Source organism: Streptomyces sp. NPDC031379, from assembly GCF_055569615.1.
On sequence record NZ_JBVIIT010000006.1, the window covers coordinates 203021 to 217709 of the forward strand.

The window sequence follows — 14689 nt, forward strand, 5'->3', positions numbered from 1 at the left end:
CCCTGCTTTCCGCGAGTGGTTCACCTCTGGGGTGCTCCACCCACGGTCACTCGGGAGGGCGACGATCTCGCGTTGGACTACTCCAAATCGGGGACCCCGGACCACGCCCACCGGGCGATTTCTGCGGCCGGACGAGGGAAAACGCCAGGACGACCGTTACGGCGCAGGGTCCTACGGCGCCCCGCTGCTGTGGGCGATGCACGCCACGTCGATACGATCCGCCAGCTTCGCCAGCTCGATGGTCAGGGCAGCGACCGTGTCCTCGTCCAGTCCCTGCTCCCCGGCCTCGACAAGATGCAGCCACCGCCCGCCCACGGTCCGCAACAACTTACTCACATCGGCCGCAGCGACCTGCAAGGTACCGCGGTCGTCGACGATCAGAGGCAGGGTCACTTCGCGGTTCACAAAAGGGGATGGTAGCCGCGCAGTGCTCACGCACCCTGCCAAACCGTGGTGATGTTGCAGAACTCGCGGATTCCGTGCCCGGACAGCTCACGCCCGTAGCCCGACCGCTTCACGCCGCCGAACGGGAGCGCCGGATGGGAGGCGGTCATCCCGTTGACGAACACGCCGCCCGCCTCCAGATCCCGAGCGAACCGCTCCACCTCGTTCTCGTCCCGCGTCCACACGTTCGAACTCAGTCCGAACAGCGAGTCGTTGGCGATCAGGACCGCCTCGTCCAGGTCGCCGGCCCGGTACAGCGTGGCGACCGGCCCGAACGCCTCCTCGCGGTGGATGCGCATCTCCCGGGTGATGCCGGCGAGCACGGTCGGCGGGTAGTACCAGCCGGGCCCGTCCGGCCGCTCCCCGCCGCACAGCACCTCGGCCCCGCTGCGCCGGGCGTCGTCGACCAGCTCCTCCAGATCCTTGCGCCCCCGCTCGCTGGAGAGCGGCCCGATCTCGGTGTCCTCCTCGAGCGGGTCGCCGGTCCTGAGGGCCCGCATGCCCGCGACGAACTTCTCCGCGAAGGCGTCGTAGACGTCGGTGTGCACGATGAACCGCTTGGCGGCGATGCAGGACTGCCCGTTGTTCTGCACCCGCGCGGTGACCGCGACCTGGGCCGCGCGGTCGAGGTCGGCGGAGGGCATCACGATGTAGGGGTCGCTCCCGCCCAGCTCCAGCACCGTCTTCTTCACCATCTCCCCGGCCGTGGAGGCGACCGCCCGGCCCGCGGGCTCGCTGCCCGTCAGGGTGGCCGCCTTCACCCGCTCGTCGCGCAGGATGTCGTCCACCGCGCCCGAGCCGATCAGGAGTGTCTGGAAACAGCCCTCCTGGAAACCCGCCCGGTGGAACAGGTCCTCCAAGTACAGGGCTGTCTGGGGGACGTTGGAGGCGTGCTTGAGCAGGCCCACGTTGCCGGCCATCAGCGCGGGCGCGGCGAACCGGATCACCTGCCAGAGGGGGAAGTTCCAGGGCATCACGGCGAGGACGGGCCCGAGCGGCCGGTAGCGGACCCGGACCCGGGAGGCGCCGGAGTCCCGCACGTCCGAGCCGGCCGGCTCCTCGTCGGCCAGCAGGCCCTCGGCGCGTTCCGCGTACCAGCGCATCGCCTTGGCACACTTCGCCGCCTCCGCCCGTGCCTGCTTGACCGGCTTGCCCATCTCCGTGGTCATGACCCTGCCGATCTCGTCCTGGTCCTGGTCCAGCAGATCGGCGGCCTGGTTCAGCAGCCGGGCGCGTTCGGTGAACGTGGTCGTCCGGTACGTGCGGAACGTGGCCTCGGCGAGCTGGAGCCGGCGTTCCAGCTCCTCCTCGCCCATGGGCTCGTACGTCTTGAGCGTCTCGCCGTTCGCCGGGTTCACCGTCGCGATGGGCATGGCTGACCTCCCTGGGAGCGGGCTTGCTTCGACCTTCGCGCGCGACCGCGCCCGTCGCAACGCGTGGGGCCCCGTTCAGCCCGAGTGCTCCGCCAGCCGGTCCAGAAACGCGGCCTGTGCCCGGACGATCACCTCGCCGGCCCGGTCCAGACCGAGCCACGCCACCCGGTCCAGCTCCGGGAACTCCTGCGTCCGGCCGGACCTCGGCGGCCACTCCATGGTGAAGGTCCCGGGGGTGATCGACTCCGGGTCGAGGTCCGCCTCGACCGCCCACGCCGTGACGATCTTGCCGTTGCTCTGCACGACCTCGCCGAGCGGCAGGGCCTCGCCGTCGGGGGGCGCGAGCCCCAGCTCCTCCTGGAACTCCCGCCGGGCCGCCTCCCAGGCCGGCTCGTCCGGCTCGTACTCGCCTTTCGGGACGGTCCACGCGCCCGCGTCCTTCTTCGCGAAGAACGGACCGCCCATGTGCCCGAGCAACACCTCCAGCCCTTCGTCGGTGTGCCGGAACAGCAACAGACCCGCGCTGCGCTTCGTCGCACGCACCGTCACGGCTCGACCTCCGGATGGGCCGCCAGCAGGGCCTCCACGGTATCCGCCTCCTCGGGCCGTTTGTCCTCGCGGTAGCGGACCACGCGGGCGAACCGGAGCGTGACACCGGCCGGGTAGCGGGAGGAGCGCTGCAGACCGTCGTAGGCGATCTCCACGACGAGTTCGGGGCGGACCCGGACCACCCAGCCGTCGTCCTCGACCGCCAGTTCCCGCAGCCGGTCGGTCTGCCAGGCGAGCATCGCGTCGGTCATGCCCTTGAAGGTCTTGCCGAGCATCGCGAAGCCGCCGTCGGGGGCGCGGGCGCCGAGGTGCAGGTTGGAGAGCTTGCCGGTGCGGCGGCCGTGCCCCCACTCGGCGGCCAGCACCACCAGGTCGAGGGTGTGGACGGGCTTGACCTTCAGCCAGGCGGCACCCCGCCGGCCCGCGCTGTAGGGCGCGTCCAGCGCCTTGACCACCACGCCCTCGTGGCCGCGGGCCAGGGTGTCGGCGAGGAACCGTTCCGCCTCCGGGATGTCCCGAGGCCCGGAGGCCACCGTGCGCCGGACCCGCATCGGCTCGGGCACCAGCCGTGCCAGCTCCCCGTGCCGCTCGGCGAAGGGCAGGTCGAGGAGGTCACGGCCGTCGACGGAGAGGGCGTCGAAGAAGACGGGGGAGACCGGGACCTCCCCCGCGGCCCTGGCCACGTCCGTGCGGGAGCCGACCCGGCCCGCCGTCTCCTGGAAGGAGCGGGGCCGCCCCGCGGCGTCGAAGGAGATCACCTCGCCGTCCAGGATGAAGCGCTCGCCGGGCAACTCCAGGGCGACGGCCGTCACTTCGGGCAGCCGGTCGGTGATGTCGTCCAGCGTGCGGGTGTGGATCCGCACGGTGTCGCCGTCCCGGTGGACCTGGACCCGGATGCCGTCCAGCTTCTCCTCCACCGCGCAGCCGCCCAGCTTCTCCACCGCCTCGGCGACCGAGGAGGCGCTGTGCGCCAGCATCGGGAGCACCGGGCGGCCCACGGTGAGCCGGAACCGGTCCAGCGACCCCGGTCCCTCGCCGAGCAGGGCCCGGGCCACCGCCTGCAGCGACCCGGCGAGCATCACCGCCCGCCGCACCTCCGCCGGGTCCGCGCCGGTCGCCCGGGCCAGCCCCTCCGTCGCGACCGCGTCCAGCGCGCCCTGCCGGACCTCTCCGGTGAGCAGGCCCAGCAGGAAGCGCTGTTCCGCCTCGGTGGCCGCGCCCATCAGCTCGCCGACGAGCCGGGACCGCTCCGCCTGGGAGCCGGGTCCGGCCACCTTGCCCAGCTCGGTGAGCCGGGCGTCGACCTCCCGGACGGTCAGGGAGGGCTCGGCCGCCGGCGGGACCGGCCGGCCGAGCACCTTCCAGCCGACGCCGATGCGGCCCTGCGGCAGCCGTCCGGCCAGATAGGGGATGACGATCGGCACGTCGTCCGCCTCCGCCTCCCGGAACAGCTCCGCGAGCAGTGCGGTCTTGCGGGACCGGGCCGCCGTGGCGGCCACCTCCCGGGACACCTGGGCGAGCCGGCTCAGCAGCATGCAGTCATGGTGCCCCAGCGCTCCGCCGGACGCACGGTGCCTCACCTGCCGGTACGCCGTGGCCGGTCGCACCCGCGCGGCGGTGGCCGCACGACGGACACGGACCCGCGCTCCTAGAGCTTGTCGAGGTCCGCCATCAGCAGCTCCCCGTTGATCGCGGCGCCCGCCCGGTAGCCCCGGCTGACCGCGTTCGCCACCTGCTCGGCGAACCCGCTCGCGTTGCCCGCCGCCCACAGCCCGGGCACGCTCGTCAGGCCCCGCTCGTCGATCACCGGGTAGGCGCCGAAGGGCGTCTCGGCGAGCTTCGCGCCCAGCCGGACCAGCAGGTCGTTGTGGGGCACGGCGCGCGGGGCCGCGTACAGCACCTCGCGGTCGTGGACCGTTCCGTCCGCGAGCCGGACCCCGGTGAGCCGGTCGTCGGCGACGACGAGTTCCGCGACCCGGCCGGGCACGACCGTGACCTGGGCGGCGGCCAGCCGGCGCAGGTCGTCGTCCGTCAGCTCGGACTCGTCCAGCTCGTGCAGGAAGAACCGCACGTCCTTCGACCACTGCGTGACCATCAGGGCCTGGTGCACGCCGAGCGGGGAGGTCGCGAGCACCCCCGTCGGCAGGTCCCGCGCCTCCCAGCCATGGCAGTACGGGCAGTGGACCACGTCCCGGCCGAACCGCTCGGCCAGCCCCGCGACCGGCGGCAGCTCGTCCCTCAGCCCGGTGGCGATCACCAGCTGCCGGGCCCGTACGGTCCGTCCGCCGGCCAGCTCCACCGTGAAGCCCGCGCCGTCCCTGCCCGCGTCCACGGCCCGGTCCCGGACCAGTTCCACCCCGTACCGGGCGATCTCCTCCCGCCCGACCGCCAGGAACTCGGCCGGGGACATGCCGTCCCGGCTCAGATAGCCCTGCATGTGCGCGGACGGCGCGTTGCGCGGCTCGCCCGCGTCGACGACCAGCGTGCGGCGCCGGGCCCGGCCCAGCACCAGGGCGGCGGACAGGCCCGCCGCGCCGCCTCCGACGACGACCACTTCACAGCTCTCGGTCATGGTGACCACCTCCGGCTCCCGACGGTCGCCGTGCCATGGCCGTATTGACAAACGAACTTGCCGAAATTGCAATACGGGCATGAGTACCGACAGAACCGACGACGTTCTCGCCGAGGTGGGCCCGCGACTGCGGCGCATGCGCAAGGAGCGGGAGGTGACCCTGGCCGCGCTGGCGGAGGCGACGGGCATCTCCGTGAGCACGCTCTCCCGGCTGGAGTCCGGCCTGCGCAGGCCCAGCCTCGAACTGCTGCTGCCGATCGCCCAGGCCCACCAGGTGCCGCTGGACGAACTGGTCGGTGCTCCGCCGGTCGGTGATCCGCGGGTGCGGGCCCAGCCCCTCCAGCGGTACGGCCGTACCTTCTGGCCGCTGACCCGCCAGCCCGGTGGCCTGCAGGCCTTCAAGGTCCTCGAACCGCAGCGCAGGCAGGAGCCGGAGCCGCGCTCCCACGAGGGCTACGAGTGGCTGTACGTGCTGGCGGGCCGGCTGCGGCTGGTCCTCGGCGAGCACGACGTGGTGCTGTCGGCGGGGGAGGCCGCCGAGTTCGACACACGCGTGCCGCACTGGTTCGGGTCGACGGGGGAGGGGCCGGTGGAGTTCCTCAGCCTGTTCGGGCCCCAGGGGGAGCGCATGCACGTACGGGCACGCCCGCGGAAACCGTGACGCACGGGATCGTGACGCACGGGATCGTGACGCACGGGATCGTGACGCACGGGTCATCGGAGGAGTGTTCCCTGATCGGCAAGCGACCGCTTAGTATGCCGTTGGACCCGGTCAGACGAAGCAGTCCCGTGGAGGCCCCCCATGCAGGCATGGCAAGTGCACGAGAACGGCGAGCCGAACCAGGTGATGCGCCTGGCGGAGGTGGAGCGGCCCACGCCCGGGGACGGCCAGGTGCTGCTGCGCGTGCGCGCCGCCAACATCAACTTCCCGGACGCGCTGATGTGCCGGGGCCAGTACCAGGTACGCCCGCCGCTGCCCTTCACACCGGGTGTGGAGATCTGCGGCGAGACCGAGGACGGCCGCCGGGTGATCGCCAACCCCGAGCTTCCGCACGGCGGTTTCGCCGAGTACGCCCTCGCCGACGCCCGCGCCCTGCTGCCCGCCCCCGAGGCGCTGGACGACGCGGAGGCCGCGGCGCTGCACATCGGCTACCAGACCGGCTGGTTCGGCCTGCACCGCCGCGCCCGCCTGGAAGCGGGGGAGACCCTGCTCGTGCACGCCGCCGCCGGTGGTGTCGGCAGCGCGGCCGTGCAGCTCGGCAAGGCGGCCGGGGCCACCGTGATCGGCGTGGTCGGCGGCGCGGAGAAGGCCGCCGTCGCCCGGGAGCTGGGCTGTGACGTGGTCGTGGACCGCCGCACCGAGGACGTGGTCGCGACCGTGAAGGAGGCCACCGGCGGCCGGGGCGCCGACGTGATCTACGACCCCGTCGGCGGCGAGGCCTACACTCAGTCCGCCAAGCTGGTCGCCTTCGAGGGCCGGATCATCGTCGTCGGCTTCGCCAGCGGCACCATCCCGAGCCCGGCGCTGAACCACGCCCTCGTGAAGAACTACTCGATCGCGGGCCTCCACTGGGGCCTGTACAACACCAAGAACCCCAAGCTGGTCCTCCAGTGCCACGAGCACCTCACCGAGCTGGCCGCGCGAGGTGCGATCAAACCGATGGTGAGTGAGCGGGTGCCGCTGGCCGGCGCCGCCGCGGCCGTGCAGCGGGTCGCCGACGGCGTGACCACCGGCCGCGTGGCCGTCGTCCCGGAGAAGGGAGCCGGCGCATGACCGACGCCGAGGAACTGCGCAGCCGTACACAGGAGTTGCTGGCAGCGCACCCGCCCGCCGAGACGGGCAGCCTGGAGTTCCTCCAGGCCCGCTTCGACGCCGGCCTGGCCTGGGTGCACTACCCGGAGGGTCTCGGTGGCCTGGGCGCCCCGCGCTCCCTCCAGGTCGTCGTGGACGCCGAGCTGGAGGCCGCGGGCGCGCCGGACAACGACCCCCGGCGCATCGGCATCGGCCTCGGCATGGCCGCACCGACCGTCCTGCGCTACGGCACCGAGGAGCAGAAGCGGCAGTATCTGCGCCCGCTGTGGACCGGCGAGGAAGTCTGGTGCCAGCTCTTCAGTGAGCCGGGCGCCGGTTCCGACCTGGCCGCCCTCGGCACCCGAGCCGTCCGGGAAGGGGACACCTGGGTCGTCAACGGGCAGAAGGTGTGGACGTCCAGCGCCCACCTCGCCCGCTGGGCCATCCTCATCGCCCGCACCGACCCGGACGTGCCCAAGCACCAGGGCATCACCTATTTCATCTGCGACATGACCGACCCCGGTGTCGAGGTCCGGCCGCTGCGCCAGATCACCGGCGAGGCCGAGTTCAACGAGGTCTTCCTCACCGACGTCCGCATCCCCGACTCCCGCCGCCTGGGCGAGGTCGGCGACGGCTGGCGCGTCGCGCAGACCACGCTGAACAACGAACGGGTCGCCATCGGCGGCATGCGGCTGCCCCGCGAGGGCGGCATGATCGGCCCGATCGCCGAGACCTGGCGGGAGCGCCCCGAACTGCGCACCCACGACCTGCATCAGCGGCTGCTGAAGCTCTGGGTCGAGGCCGAGGTCTCCCGCCTCACCGCCGAACGCCTGCGCCAGCAGCTCGTCGCGGGCCAGCCCGGCCCCGAGGGCGCCGGCATGAAGCTCGCCTTCGCCCGCCTCAACCAGGAGATCAGCGGCCTGGAGGTCGAACTCCGCGGCGAGGAAGGCCTGTTGTACGACGACTGGACCATGCGCCGGCCCGAGCTGGTCGACTTCACCGGCCGCGACGCCGGCTACCGCTACCTGCGCTCCAAGGGCAACAGCATCGAGGGCGGGACCACCGAGGTGCTGCTGAACATCGTCGCCGAGCGCGTGCTGGGCCTGCCCGCCGAGCCGCGCACCGACAAGGACGTCGCCTGGAAGGACCTGGCCCGATGAGCACACAGCCGGATCTCCTCTACTCCGAGGAGGAAGAGGCGCTGCGCGCCGCCGTCCGCGACCTGCTCACGGACCACTGCGCCGCAGCGGACGTCATCGCCCGCGGCGAGTCCGACGCCCCGCACGACCTCGCCCTGTGGAAGTCCCTCGCCGACGGCATGGGCCTCGCCGGCCTCCTGGTGCCCGAGGCGCAGGGCGGCCAGGGCGCGTCCCACCGCGAAGTCGGCGTCGTCCTGGAGGAGCTGGGCCGGGCGGTCGCCCCCGTGCCCTATCTCACCAGCGCCGTCGTGGCCACCGAGGCCGCCCTCGCCTGCGGCGACGAGCAGCTGCTGGGAGAGCTGGCCTCGGGGCGGACCATCGGCGCCCTCGCGGTCGGGCTGCACCGCGCTCCGGGCGCCGCCTTCACGGTCGTACGCGCCGAGAACGGCACCCTGCACGGCGAACTGGCCGGGATCGCGGACGCCGCCGTCGCCGACGTCCTGCTCGTCCCGGCCGACGACGGCGGCCTGTACGCCGTGACCGCCGACGCCGTGACGGTCACCCCGCAGATCTCCCTGGACCTGACCCGCCCGCTCGCCACGGTCACCCTCGCCGGTGCGGCCGGCCGCCGCATCGGCGACACCGAACCCGCCGTACACCGGGCCCTGCGCGCCGCCGCCGGACAGCTCGCCTCCGAGCAACTGGGCGTGGCCGAATGGGCGTTGACCGAGACGGTCCGGTACCTGAAGGACCGCAAGCAGTTCAACCGGCCGGTCGGCGGCTTCCAGTCGCTCAAGCACCGGCTCGCCCAGCTGTGGCTGGAGGTCGTGAACCTCCGGGCCGCCGCCCGCGCCGCCGCCGACGCGCTGGCCTCCGGCGAGGACACCGACGTCTCGGTCGCCGTCGCCCAGGCGTACGCGGCGCCCGTCGCCGTCCACGCCACCGAGGAGGCGGTGCAACTCCACGGCGGCATCGGCATGACCTGGGAGCACCCGGCCCACCTGTACCTGAAGCGGGCCAAGGCCGACTCGATCGCCTACGGCACCGCCGGCGCCCACCGCGAGGCGCTGGGCCGGCTGGTCGATCTCCAGGCACCCTGACACCCGAGCGTGAAGCCCGCCCCACCTGGGGCGGGCTTTTTCGTGTGCCTGCCGAGGCGAAGTGAACACAGAGCGGCGGTCCGGACAACTCCGCGCACGGCAGGGTCCGTTGAGTGCCTTGCGCACGCATACTCTCCCCGGTCCCATCAGCCCCAGGGAGGCAGCGCATGGCCCTCACCACCCGTCGCAGAGCCCTCACCACCCTCGGCGCCGCCCTCGCCGGCGCCGTCGTCCTGCCCGCCGCGCAGGCCCGGGCGGCCGGCGGCCACCGAGGCAGACGCCCGCTGTGGCACGCCCACGCCCACAACGACTACGCGCACCCGCGTCCCCTCCACGACGCGCTCGACCACCGCTTCGGCAGCGTCGAGGCCGACATCTTCCTCGTCGGCGACCAGCTCCTCATCGGCCACGACGCCACCGAGCTGGACCCGTCCCGCACCCTCGAATCCCTCTACCTCGACCCGCTCGCCGCCCAGGTGAAGGCCCACCACGGCTCGGTGTACCAGGGGTGGCGCCGGCCGTTGCAACTGCTCATCGACATCAAGACCGAGGGCGCGTCGACGTACCGGGAACTCGACCGCCACCTCAGGCGCCACCCGCACCTGTTCACGCGGTACGCGCACGGCCGCGTCCACCCCGGTCCGGTCACCGCCGTCGTCTCCGGCGACCGGGCGGCCCGTGCGCCGATGGAGGCGCAGACCGAGCGCCGCGCCTTCTACGACGGCCGGCTCAGCGACCTCGGCGGCCTTGCCCCCGCCTCCTTCGCCCCGCTGATCAGCGACAACTGGGCACTGAACTTCAGCTGGCAGGGCGAGGGGCCCTTCCCGGACGCGGAGCGGCAGAAGCTGCGCGGCATCACCGCCGCCGCCCATGCGCGCGGGCAGCAGATCCGTTTCTGGGCGACCCCGGACACGCCCGGCCCGGCCCGGGACGCCCTGTGGGCGGAGCTGCTCGCCGGGGGCGTCGACTACCTCAACACCGACGACCTCGCCGGCCTGGAGGCCTTCCTCGACGGCCGCCCCGCCGCGTAACACCACACGATCGGAGGACATGTCAGCCGCCCGGCGGAACCCTCCGCTACGCCACACTTGCGGCCGAACGCCGTTCACGGGGCGTGGCGGAGGAGGTTCCCGATGGCCGTTTCCATCTCTGTGGTGCTGCTGCTCCTGATCCTGGCCGTGGTCTTCATGCGCAACGGTGCGCTGAAGATCTCCCATGCCCTGGTCTGCGTGCTGCTCGGCTTCTATCTGGCCAGTACGAGCATGGCGCCCACCATCCACAGCGGGCTCACCGCTACCGCGGACCTGGTGAGCAGCCTGCGGCCGTGAGCACGCGGGGCCGGATCAGCCGACCGAGAAGACTCCGATGCCGTTCGGTACCGGGCGCTCGGCGCCGCCGCTCGGGTGGTTGCGGACCGTCACGGCGGTGTCGTCCTCGCCGCGGGTGACCAGCTCCGTCGAGCCGCCGCCGTCGAGGTTGAACGCGTCGGACGCCCCCAGCGTCCGCATGGTGTCCGCCTCCTCCGCGACGGTCATGCCGGTCCGGTAGGCCGCGGCCCCGTCCAGCGCCAGGATCAGCAGCTGCTGTCCGCCGCCCTTGAAACCCACGACCGTGCGCACCGCCGAGGTGACGTCGTCCAGGCCGGACAGCGGCGTGCCGCCGCGCAGGACGGGGAAGCCGCCGACCGCGAACGTGTACGGCGCCCCGGACGTGGCCGCCTCCAGGGTGTGGGTGACGGTCACCGGGTCACCGACGGAGAGCCCCCGCAGCTGCTGCGCGCCCTCCTCACGACCCAGCAGGACCGTGGTGTCCGCGGGGATGGAACCGCCGCCCGGCTCGTCGGACACGGAGACCACCCGGCCGCCCGTCACCTCGACCTCGTAGGTGTCGGTGCTGCACGGCGCCGCCCGCTGGGTGTCGGTGCCGCACACGGCGCGCTCCCGGGAGGCGCTGCCCCACTTCGCGGTGAAGGCGCCGACGGAGTCCACGGGGAGCGCGTACTGGTTGAGGCCCTCGAGGGGCAGCCGGCCCTCCGGCGTGTCGACGGCGCCGACGAGGGAGAGGCGGTCCAGGCGGGCCCGCCGGTCGGTGCCCACGCCGAAGACGTCCTCGGTGTTCGTGCCGGAGGGGAGCGCGGGCCCGAACCGCTGCCCCTTGGGCACCGCCGCCTTGAGCACCTGCCCGCCCGCGACGGCCGGTCCGACGGGCGCGCCGGTGGCCTCCACGCCCGGGTGCTGGGTCTCGGTGATGTTGAAGAAGTCACCGTTGACGCCCGCGATCGCCCCCGCCGAGTCCGCCAGCCGCGAGACGGTGGCCCGGGCCGCCACCGCACCCGGGTGGAGCAGGTCGACCCGGACATGCGGATTGCCCAGATCGATCGTGAGCAGATGCGCGTGTGCGGTGCCCGCGGCCGCGTCGACGTCGAACTGCCGGTAGGTGACGCCCGGCGCGATCCGCCGGCCCGCCGGTGCGGCCCCGGCCGGTGCCGCACCCGCCAGGGCCGCACCGGCCAGTACACCGAACGTCGTGACGACCGTGAGAACCGCTCTGCCCGCCGAACGCCTGCGAGGTCTGGTCACCGTGCCCCCTGATGTCTCGTCAACTCTCCCTGCATTCAAGGGCAGTGGACCAGAGAGTGGGGGCCGGCGGGCTGACTAGGCGTCGACTACGCGAGAACGGGTGAGAAAACGCACCCCCTCGGGTGCCTCCAGCGAGAAACCGCTGCCCCGTCCCGGTACGACGTCGACTATGAGCCGGGTGTGGCTCCACGCCTGGTACTGGCTCCGCGACATCCAGAAGGTGACGGGCTCCTCGACGCCCTCCACCGACAGCTCCGCCAGCAGCACGTCCGAGCCGCCGGTGCGGAACTCGCCGTCCGGGTAGCACATGGGCGCGCTGCCGTCGCAACAGCCGCCGGACTGGTGGAACATCAGCGGGCCGTGCTCGGCGCGCAGCCGGCGCAGCAGTTCCGCGGCCTGCGGGGTCAGTTCGACGCGGGGGACTTCCTCTTCCATGTCACCGTCCTGGAGAGCGGGGGCGCCGGACCCGGTCCAGTCTCACGGATGCTCACCAAGCCGTCCAGAACGCGTCGTTGCCCGCCTGTCGCACCGCACCGGGAGCGGAAGGCGCCGAAGAGGAGGCGCGCTGCGGTGCGGGACGCCCTCGGTGTGGGTGGTGACTTCGAGGTGCGGGTGGTCATCCGGTGGTGCCGGTGCGGCGGGTGAGCAGGGCGTACACCACCGCCGCCACCACCAGGCCGGCCGGCAGGGCCAGGTCGATGCCGTCGAGGGCGGCGGCCACGGGCCCCGTGTAGACCGTGTCGACGCACAGCGCGGAAGCCGTCACGCCCGCGCCGAGGGCCAGCGCCCCGGACCGGTTGACACCGCCCGCGTACCAGAAGGGGCCGGCGGGGGTCTCGTCGGCGAGGGCGAGCCCGTCGTAGCGGTTGCGGCGCAGCAGGATGTCGGTGGCGTACACGGCCGTGCTCGGACCGAGCAGGACCACGGTCAGCTGGAGCACGTCGCCGACGGTGTCGAGGAAGTCGGAGACGAGCAGGGCGTACAGGGTGAGGGAGACGGACACGGCGCCGTCGACGAGGACGCTGAGCGAGCGCCGGATGCGCAGGCCGACGGCCTGGAGGGCGAGACCGGCGCTGTAGGCGGTCAGCGCGTTGAGTGCGACGGTGCCGAGGACCAGCGCCAGCAGGAAGACCGGGCGGAACCAGCCGGGCAGCAGCCGCTGCAGCGAGGAGTCGGGGGCGCCCATGTCGACGGCGGTCGCGGCGCACGCGCCGAGTCCGCACACCACGATGCTCGGCACGAAGCCGCCGAGCGCCGTCCAGCCGGCCACCGCCTTCGCGGGCGTGGTGCGCGGCAGATAGCGGGAGAAGTCCGCGCTGGTGGTGTAGGACAGCGGACCCGAGGCGATCAGGGCGACGCCGGCCAGCAGGGTCGCCCACAGGGCGGAGCCGGTCAGCGGCCGCTCGGGGACGTATCCGAAGTCGGTGTGCCGCACCACCGCGACGGCCACCACGGCGAACACGGCCGTCAGGGCGAGGGTGATCGGGACGTAGAGCCGGACGATCGCGGAGTGGCCGTAGACGCTGATGGCGAGGGTGACCGCGGCGATGAGCACCACGACGACCGCCTTCACCACGGAGTTCAGCGGCAGACCGGTCCGGGCCACCAGGGAGAAGGCCGCGGTGGCCGCGGCGGCCAGGTTCAGCGCGAAGTAGCAGACGGAGATCATCCAGCCGGTCACCGCGTTGTTGACCCGGTTCCCGCGCACCCCGTAGACCGCCCGCGTGATGACCTCGCTGGGCGCACCCGCCGCCGGACCCGGGATCGCCAGTACCCCGGTGAGCAGCCAGAACAGATTGCCGACGACGATCACCGTCAGCGCCTGCCACAGGCTCAGGCCCATCAGCACGAGCGCGCCGCCCACCACCAGGCTCAGGTAGTTGACGTTCGCGGCGGCCCACACGGAGAACAGCTCGCGGGGCCGGCCCCGGCGCTCGGAGTCCGGGATGTGGTCGATGCCGTGGGCCTCGACGCCGCCGGCGCGCTCGGCCGCCCGGGACGCGGTGGCGTTCCCGTCGGCGGCCGTGGGCGGCGCGTCGGGGTACGGGTCGGGGAGCGTGGACGCCATGAGGCCCTCCGGAAGCGGTGGGGATCGGCCTGGTCGCTTATTGATCGCTTGACCAGTTGCTTATTGGTCGCACACTCAATAGCATCGCCGTCATGTCGTCAAGCGTTCAGCGCAAGCGGATCCGCAAGGACCCGGCCGCCCGGCGGGCGGAGATCGTCGGCGCGGCCGCAGCCGTCGCCCTGACCGAGGGCCTGGAGTGCGTCACCCTGCGCCGGATCGGCGAGGAACTCGACGTCCGCCCAGGGCTGATCAGCCACTACTTCCCCTCGGCCGAGGACCTCGTCGGCGAAGCGTTCGGCAGTGCCGCGACCGGGGAACTGGACCGTCTCCTGCCGGCCGAGCGACCCGAAGGCACCCCCACCCGGCACCTGGCCCGATTCCTCGCCCGCACCTCGGGAGAGGCGTACGACGCCCTCAGCCGGCTGTGGATCAACGCCCGCCACCTCAGCCGCTACCGGCCCGTGCTCCGCGACCGGGTCGCGCGGCAGGAGGCCGCCTGGCGCGGCCGGCTCGAGGACCTGATCCGGGCCGGCGTGGCCACCGGCGAGTTCGTCACGGACGACCCCGAGGCCACCACCCTCCAGATCCTCGTCGTCCTCGACGGTCTGGGCGCCCACGCCAACACCGCGACCCCGCGACGCCCCGCCTCGGTGATCCGCATGCCGGTCACGACCGCCGAACGGGAACTCGGCCTGCCGCCCGGCACGCTCGACCGATCCGCCGACTGACCCTACGTGCGGCGTCCCGGGCCGCTTCCGTTCCCGGCCGCTTCCGCTCCGGGCCGGGTCCGGTCCGGGGTCTGCGTCCGTGCCCGGGCCGCTCCGGGTCGGGTTCGTCCCGGGTCGGGTTCGTTCTGTGCCCGGGCGGCTCCGGGTCGGGTTCGTCCGGTGCCGGTCCGTCCCTGCTCGGCCGACCCGGCCGGCTGCTGGTCCGTCCCTGCTCGGCCGCCCCGGCCGGCTGCTGGTCCGTCCCTGCTCGGCCGCCCCGGCCCGCTGCCGGTCCGTCCCTGCCCGGCCGACCCGGCCCGCTGCCGTGCCGGAGCCCGCCCGTCCCGCATCGGCCGACCGGCACCG

General features: G+C 73.2%; 15 protein-coding genes. 7 read left to right on the top strand and 8 right to left on the bottom strand.

Translation table 11 applies throughout. The annotated features are described in order from the left end of the window. Positions 1 to 171 precede the first annotated feature (171 nt). The 5 genes from ACZ5CW_RS11185 to ACZ5CW_RS11205 form a co-directional block, all read right to left on the bottom strand. Positions 172 to 405: a DUF6213 family protein gene (locus ACZ5CW_RS11185; protein WP_073894992.1), complete on the bottom strand. Its 234-nt coding sequence runs from the start codon at positions 403 to 405 to the stop codon at positions 172 to 174. 26 nt (positions 406 to 431) lie between these two features. Beyond that, on the bottom strand, positions 432 to 1817 hold the full coding sequence (locus ACZ5CW_RS11190) for an NADP-dependent succinic semialdehyde dehydrogenase (protein ID WP_468600034.1): 1386 nt from the start codon (positions 1815 to 1817) through the stop codon (positions 432 to 434). 75 nt (positions 1818 to 1892) lie between these two features. Further along, complete coding sequence (locus ACZ5CW_RS11195; RefSeq protein WP_468600035.1) at positions 1893 to 2366, bottom strand: NUDIX hydrolase; 474 nt, start codon at positions 2364 to 2366, stop codon at positions 1893 to 1895. Continuing rightward, positions 2363 to 3901, bottom strand: a complete 1539-nt coding sequence (locus tag ACZ5CW_RS11200) for an ATP-dependent DNA ligase (RefSeq protein ID WP_468600036.1) — start codon at positions 3899 to 3901, stop codon at positions 2363 to 2365. Before ACZ5CW_RS11200 ends, ACZ5CW_RS11195 begins: the two co-directional genes overlap by 4 nt. 113 nt (positions 3902 to 4014) lie before the next feature. Beyond that, a complete protein-coding gene (locus ACZ5CW_RS11205) occupies positions 4015 to 4938 on the bottom strand; it encodes an NAD(P)/FAD-dependent oxidoreductase (RefSeq protein WP_468600037.1) in 924 nt (307 codons plus the stop codon). 79 nt (positions 4939 to 5017) lie between these two features. On the opposite strand from ACZ5CW_RS11205, the gene ACZ5CW_RS11210 reads away from it, so the two are divergent. The 6 genes from ACZ5CW_RS11210 to ACZ5CW_RS11235 all read left to right on the top strand — a co-directional run bounded on the left by ACZ5CW_RS11210 (position 5018) and on the right by ACZ5CW_RS11235 (position 10297). Then, positions 5018 to 5599, top strand: a complete 582-nt coding sequence (locus ACZ5CW_RS11210) for a helix-turn-helix domain-containing protein (protein ID WP_468600038.1) — start codon at positions 5018 to 5020, stop codon at positions 5597 to 5599. A gap of 141 nt (positions 5600 to 5740) precedes the next feature. Continuing rightward, a complete protein-coding gene (locus ACZ5CW_RS11215) occupies positions 5741 to 6712 on the top strand; it encodes an NADPH:quinone oxidoreductase family protein (RefSeq protein ID WP_468600039.1) in 972 nt (323 codons plus the stop codon). Further along, the gene (locus tag ACZ5CW_RS11220; protein ID WP_468600040.1) at positions 6709 to 7890 is read left to right on the top strand and encodes an acyl-CoA dehydrogenase family protein; all 1182 of its coding nucleotides are present in this window, start codon (positions 6709 to 6711) and stop codon (positions 7888 to 7890) included. The genes ACZ5CW_RS11215 and ACZ5CW_RS11220 overlap by 4 nt, the downstream gene beginning before the upstream one ends. Further along, a complete protein-coding gene (locus ACZ5CW_RS11225) occupies positions 7887 to 8969 on the top strand; it encodes an acyl-CoA dehydrogenase family protein (RefSeq protein WP_468600041.1) in 1083 nt (360 codons plus the stop codon). Before ACZ5CW_RS11220 ends, ACZ5CW_RS11225 begins: the two co-directional genes overlap by 4 nt. Before the next feature lie 167 nt (positions 8970 to 9136). Then, positions 9137 to 10000 carry a phosphatidylinositol-specific phospholipase C/glycerophosphodiester phosphodiesterase family protein gene (locus ACZ5CW_RS11230; protein ID WP_468600042.1) on the top strand — a complete coding sequence of 288 codons (864 nt, stop codon included), beginning with the start codon at positions 9137 to 9139 and terminating at the stop codon, positions 9998 to 10000. Between the two features lie 102 nt (positions 10001 to 10102). Beyond that, positions 10103 to 10297, top strand: coding sequence for a hypothetical protein (locus tag ACZ5CW_RS11235; protein ID WP_468600043.1), 195 nt, complete (start codon positions 10103 to 10105; stop codon positions 10295 to 10297). Between the two features lie 15 nt (positions 10298 to 10312). Here ACZ5CW_RS11235 and ACZ5CW_RS11240 read toward each other — a convergent pair whose 3' ends face one another. From ACZ5CW_RS11240 to ACZ5CW_RS11250, 3 genes are all read right to left on the bottom strand, one after another. Further along, the gene (locus tag ACZ5CW_RS11240; protein WP_468600044.1) at positions 10313 to 11548 is read right to left on the bottom strand and encodes a phosphodiester glycosidase family protein; all 1236 of its coding nucleotides are present in this window, start codon (positions 11546 to 11548) and stop codon (positions 10313 to 10315) included. A gap of 75 nt (positions 11549 to 11623) precedes the next feature. Further along, on the bottom strand, positions 11624 to 11983 hold the full coding sequence (locus tag ACZ5CW_RS11245; RefSeq protein ID WP_468600045.1) for a DUF779 domain-containing protein: 360 nt from the start codon (positions 11981 to 11983) through the stop codon (positions 11624 to 11626). 181 nt (positions 11984 to 12164) lie between these two features. Further along, positions 12165 to 13616, bottom strand: coding sequence for a purine-cytosine permease family protein (locus ACZ5CW_RS11250; protein WP_468600046.1), 1452 nt, complete (start codon positions 13614 to 13616; stop codon positions 12165 to 12167). A gap of 92 nt (positions 13617 to 13708) precedes the next feature. Between ACZ5CW_RS11250 and ACZ5CW_RS11255 the strand changes: the two genes are divergently transcribed. Next, entirely contained in the window at positions 13709 to 14344 is a 636-nt protein-coding gene (locus ACZ5CW_RS11255) for a TetR/AcrR family transcriptional regulator (RefSeq protein ID WP_468600047.1), read from the top strand. Positions 14345 to 14689: the final 345 nt, after the last annotated feature.

Bases quoted from the DNA above. Each gene is read 5' to 3' on its own strand.
- ACZ5CW_RS11190 (WP_468600034.1), bottom strand. From the start codon at position 1,817: ATGCCCATCGCGACGGTGAACCCGGCGAACGGCGAGACGCTCAAGACG.
- ACZ5CW_RS11200 (WP_468600036.1), bottom strand. From the start codon at position 3,901: ATGCTGCTGAGCCGGCTCGCCCAGGTGTCCCGGGAGGTGGCCGCCACG.
- ACZ5CW_RS11205 (WP_468600037.1), bottom strand. From the start codon at position 4,938: ATGACCGAGAGCTGTGAAGTGGTCGTCGTCGGAGGCGGCGCGGCGGGC.
- ACZ5CW_RS11210 (WP_468600038.1), top strand. From the start codon at position 5,018: ATGAGTACCGACAGAACCGACGACGTTCTCGCCGAGGTGGGCCCGCGA.
- ACZ5CW_RS11215 (WP_468600039.1), top strand. From the start codon at position 5,741: ATGCAGGCATGGCAAGTGCACGAGAACGGCGAGCCGAACCAGGTGATG.
- ACZ5CW_RS11220 (WP_468600040.1), top strand. From the start codon at position 6,709: ATGACCGACGCCGAGGAACTGCGCAGCCGTACACAGGAGTTGCTGGCA.
- ACZ5CW_RS11225 (WP_468600041.1), top strand. From the start codon at position 7,887: ATGAGCACACAGCCGGATCTCCTCTACTCCGAGGAGGAAGAGGCGCTG.
- ACZ5CW_RS11230 (WP_468600042.1), top strand. From the start codon at position 9,137: ATGGCCCTCACCACCCGTCGCAGAGCCCTCACCACCCTCGGCGCCGCC.
- ACZ5CW_RS11235 (WP_468600043.1), top strand. From the start codon at position 10,103: ATGGCCGTTTCCATCTCTGTGGTGCTGCTGCTCCTGATCCTGGCCGTG.
- ACZ5CW_RS11245 (WP_468600045.1), bottom strand. From the start codon at position 11,983: ATGGAAGAGGAAGTCCCCCGCGTCGAACTGACCCCGCAGGCCGCGGAA.
- ACZ5CW_RS11250 (WP_468600046.1), bottom strand. From the start codon at position 13,616: ATGGCGTCCACGCTCCCCGACCCGTACCCCGACGCGCCGCCCACGGCC.
- ACZ5CW_RS11255 (WP_468600047.1), top strand. From the start codon at position 13,709: ATGTCGTCAAGCGTTCAGCGCAAGCGGATCCGCAAGGACCCGGCCGCC.